This window comes from Bacillus sp. MUM 13 (genome assembly GCF_001866725.1).
Classification (GTDB): domain Bacteria; phylum Bacillota; class Bacilli; order Bacillales; family DSM-1321; genus Peribacillus.
Genome location: NZ_MLYQ01000157.1, coordinates 1 through 1540 on the forward strand (window position 1 = coordinate 1; position 1540 = coordinate 1540).

The 1540-nt window shown below is 38.6% G+C and carries 2 protein-coding genes; one reads left to right on the plus strand and one right to left on the minus strand.

The annotated features are described in order from the left end of the window. Positions 1 to 28 precede the first annotated feature (28 nt). Positions 29 to 610, plus strand: coding sequence for a DUF2087 domain-containing protein (locus tag BIV59_RS22260; protein ID WP_071353644.1), 582 nt, complete (start codon positions 29 to 31; stop codon positions 608 to 610). Between the two features lie 100 nt (positions 611 to 710). On the opposite strand, the gene BIV59_RS22265 is transcribed toward BIV59_RS22260, so the two are convergent. Next, positions 711 to 1325: a cell wall hydrolase gene (locus BIV59_RS22265; protein ID WP_071353645.1), complete on the minus strand. Its 615-nt coding sequence runs from the start codon at positions 1323 to 1325 to the stop codon at positions 711 to 713. Positions 1326 to 1540: the final 215 nt, after the last annotated feature.

A 1540-nucleotide genomic window follows, 5' to 3' on the forward strand; every position in this document is an offset into this window, starting at 1 on the left:
TCAACATTTATAGAGGGAGGTATTATACTTGCAGCTTGATAAACTTATTGCTTTTCACAAAACAATGGGTGATGCCCAAAGAATCAGGATTGTCACTCTTCTTGCCGCAGGCCCCAAACATGGAGGGGCGCTTGCAGGAATATTGGGAATAACGCCGCCAACAGTTTCCCACCATCTCTCCAAGCTGAAAGATATAAATATCATTAAAGATAGAAGAGATAAAAACACTGTTTATTATTTCTTGAATGAAGATGTCCTTCATTATTATTCTGAGGCATTGCCAAAGCTTATTTCAAATAGGGAGGAAGAAAAAGTGACAGATGAAAAGACAGTGGAATATAAAAAAATCCTGGGCAATTTCCTTTCCAAAGATGGACGTTTAAAAACCATCCCTGCACAAAGAAAGAAAAAATTGATTATACTCCATCACCTTGCAAGCGGCCTGGAATCCGGGAGAAGATACGAGGAAAAAGAAATTAATGAATTTATAACAAAATTTCACGAAGATTATGCCACCATCAGAAGGGAATTTATCATAAACGGAATTATGTTCAGGGAAAACGGCATTTATGAACTAAACCCAAAAGAATTATGGGCCGGCATTGAATAATATTCTGGTTTAAATGATAACCCATCAATGTATTCCCTTTTGCTGGACAATAGAAATAAAAACAGCCATGAGCTTAAGCACTCATGGCTGTTTTACCATATTAACCCTGCCCTACGGCAAAATGATGGCCGCCGATTACTCTGACAACCTTCAATGTTCTCATCCATTTGCTCTTAGTCAAGCTGGGATTATAAAAATACAATTCTTTATAAGTATACCCTTGGATGGCTATTGCTTCATTCACTGCACGCTTTGAATCGAGTCCTGCCTTTTTCTTGATGCTTCCATTTGAAACAGGCTCAAATTGGTTCTTCTGATATATGACTCCATGAATGGAATCAGGAAACTGTTTATTATGAACGCGGTTCAGTACCACTGCAGCAACCGCCACCTTGCCTTTATATGGTTCTCCTTTTGCTTCGGCGTTCACAAGCCTGCCAAGCAGCTCTTTATCATGATTGCTGATAGGAGATTGCGGGATTTCCAGTACTTTTCCAGGCTCAGCTACATTGTTATCATTATGATTCACTTTTTTTAGTGACTTAACAGATACTCCATATTTTTTCGCGATGTCCCAAAGATTTTCTCCCTGTTTAATCGTGTGTTTTTTCACTGGTACAGCTGCATATGTTGAATGATCTGGCGCAAACGCCAATACCACAAACATTATTATTCCAAGAGACACTATGAACGCTTGATTGCGTATTTTTGTCATGTTCCTACCTCCTTGTTAACCAAAAACAAGGATAACAGAGGAACGAAAAAAAAACAGCGCTTAATATTTCCCAAGGAAATAGAGGAAATCTTTCCAAGCTTTCGTTTTGTTAAAGCACATGCAGCCTTTTATCACCCAGGTTATGCGCTTTTTTTCTTTTCAGCAGCATATGGACATAAAAAAACAAGGGTACTCCAATAAAAGCAGCGGCACTT

Excerpts from the sequence above, each read along its gene's own strand:
- BIV59_RS22265 (WP_071353645.1), bottom strand. The coding sequence starts at position 1,325 with ATGACAAAAATACGCAATCAAGCGTTCATAGTGTCTCTTGGAATAATA.